The organism is Johannesbaptistia floridana (genome assembly GCF_057440575.1).
Genome location: NZ_JALKVM010000167.1, coordinates 1 through 2,458 on the forward strand (window position 1 = coordinate 1; position 2,458 = coordinate 2,458).

The 2,458-nt window shown below is 36.4% G+C and carries 2 protein-coding genes and 1 pseudogene; 1 reads left to right on the forward strand and 2 read right to left on the reverse strand.

All coding sequences use genetic code 11. From position 1 onward, the window contains the following. Positions 1 to 288: 288 nt before the first annotated feature. On the reverse strand, positions 289 to 855 hold the full coding sequence (locus tag MW688_RS11305) for a Uma2 family endonuclease (RefSeq protein ID WP_486736082.1): 567 nt from the start codon (positions 853 to 855) through the stop codon (positions 289 to 291). A gap of 417 nt (positions 856 to 1,272) precedes the next feature. Between MW688_RS11305 and MW688_RS11310 the strand changes: the two are divergent. Continuing rightward, a pseudogene (locus tag MW688_RS11310) lies at positions 1,273 to 1,386 on the forward strand (hypothetical protein); the annotation flags it as partial. A gap of 155 nt (positions 1,387 to 1,541) precedes the next feature. Here the strand turns inward: MW688_RS11310 and MW688_RS11315 are convergent. Next, positions 1,542 to 1,691 (reverse strand): hypothetical protein, encoded by a 150-nt coding sequence (locus tag MW688_RS11315; protein WP_486736083.1) that lies wholly within the window; start codon positions 1,689 to 1,691, stop codon positions 1,542 to 1,544. Positions 1,692 to 2,458 lie beyond the last annotated feature (767 nt).

Below are 2,458 nucleotides of genomic sequence, written 5' to 3' on the forward strand. Positions count from 1 at the left end.
ACCATATTTCTCCCCCTCTCCCCCTCTCCCCCTCTCCCCCTCTCGCCTGTTGGCCTATTTAGTACTTTTGCACTTGCGTGCTTTGGTCTAAGTAAATGAATGAATTTTTCTGACAGCTAAATTAGTACAAGAGTACTCGTGCAAGATCTCAGTAAATGGAGTTTGTCATAGGGATAGTGTATATCAAAAAGAATTTGTTGAATCACTTTTTGAGGTTGCTGCTTAAAAAAGTTAGATACAGATAGAATTATTTTATCTTTCATCATTCTTTGCAACAAAACCGAACCGTTAGTAATCTAAAGTTAGGTTTAATTGTGGTAAAACATCTTCTCCTGATAAGTTGACTGGCATATTAACAATTTCTACTTCTTTATTTTGCCGATAAATTTCTACTTGTTTTTGTTGGGGGTTAATTAACCATCCTAATTTTAATCCTGAATCTAAATATTCTTGCATTTTCTCTTGTAGTGGTTTTAAGCGATCGCTTTTTGATCTTAATTCAATGACAAAATCAGGGCAAATAGGCGGCCAGCCTTCTTTTTCTTCTAAGGTTAATTTTTTCCATTTTTCTAAAGATACCCATGCTACATCGGGAGAGCGATCTCCTCCATTTGGTAAACTGAAAATAGTCGATGAACTAAAAACAATACCCCGTAAGGTTTCTTCATTCCACAAACTAATTTGAAAATTAAGACGGGATTCTTTTCTGCCACTTTCACCACCGACTGGGGGCATAATAATTAACTCTCCTCTAGGACTTCTTTCTAATTGCAATTCTGGATTATCAACGCAAAGTTTATAGAATTGTTCTCTTTTTAAAGAGATAATAGACTCAAGATTTAAAACTGTAGTCATAGACTTGATTTAGTTTTTTTCGTTATTAATTAATTGTAACAATTTTCTTTTTCAAAAGCTGATAGGAAGGCGTTGCTGAGTTGTCAGTGGATTAATTTGTCATAGATATTTTGATACTAGCAGTGTTGAGAATCAAGTATCAGGATTGGTAAGTTTAATCATTTTGATTATTTTTTGTACTATCACCTATCGCCAAAATCTGGGGGGGCTATCTTCCTCGCCTTCGCCTTCGCCTTCGCCTTCGCCGGATCCGGAGCATTCTCTCTATTTGCTTCGTATATTGGCTATCGTACTCTTAAAGATGAAACCAAAGAGCCTTGGTTACGTAGACTTGTAATCCCATGTTCATCTATTGGTGGTACGTAATTTCATAAAGCCAACCTTACTGATGCTAATTTCCAAGGAGCTCTTCTTAAAAATACTAACTTTAACCAAGCTATTCTTACTCGTACTTGTTTCAAAGATACTGTTAAATTGAATGACATAATAGTTGTGCGTTACGGGCTTCGCACGCTTCGCACCCTACTTTAGTCTCAATAAGGTTTTTAGTCACCTTGTCATCCCGTCAGGTTGTTAAATCTAAATCGGGTTGATATACCCCAGTTAAAAACTAGGTTCGTAGTTGGACTTTAGTCCAATAAACACACAACAATTATACACCCCATATCTAGAAAGAGATTGCTGCTTTATTTCTTAGCAGAAACTCCCAATTGACTTACTATAATGATGGTGGCGATCGCTCTCTGCCACAGTGACAGAAGAAGAATATCTTTGTGGTTCACATATCTGAAAAGCGATCTAGTATTTAGGGCTTGCTGAATAAATCTAGAACTCATAGATATCTGATCATATAACTAATTCAACAGACTTGATATTATCAGGAAATCATGACATAATAGTTGTGCGTTACGGGCTTCGCACGCTTCGCACCCTACTTTAGTCTCAATAAGGTTTTTAGTCACCTTGTCATCCCGTCAGGTTGTTAAATCTAAATCGGGTTGATATACCCCAGTTAAAAACTAGGTTCGTAGTTGGACTTTAGTCCAATAAACACACAACAATTATACACCCCATATCTAGAAAGAGATTGCTGCTTTATTTCTTAGCAGAAACTCCCAATTGACTTACTATAATGATGGTGGCGATCGCTCTCTACCATAGTGACAGAAGAAGAATATCTTTAGCGATCTAGTATTTAGTTCTGTTTTCGTTTTGTAGGAATAGCTGTACTTTTTAAGAATTTTACCTACCTACTTAGACAAAAAGTCTCCTCAACTGAGTAGGTGTCAGGTTTTTTTTATGAATTTTAAGTTAAAATAACACTGAAAGTGGGACTTTTTTATTTATTTTAAGAGAGTTTGACCGTTGTAACCATTCTAAGAGCAAGAAATATTTTTTCCTTTGCTCCATTTCTATAACTTAAATCGGTGTATATATCAAGCGCCACCCAATACTGCTTTTGTTAAGAGAAAATTATTGATTAGAGTAAGGTTGAAAGGAGATTAATTACAAAGCCAAAAACCCCTCTCCCTGCTCCCGTGCTCCGGTGCTCCCGTGCTCCGGTGCTCCCTGCTTTCTCAAAATAAATATGTTTGATTCAAAA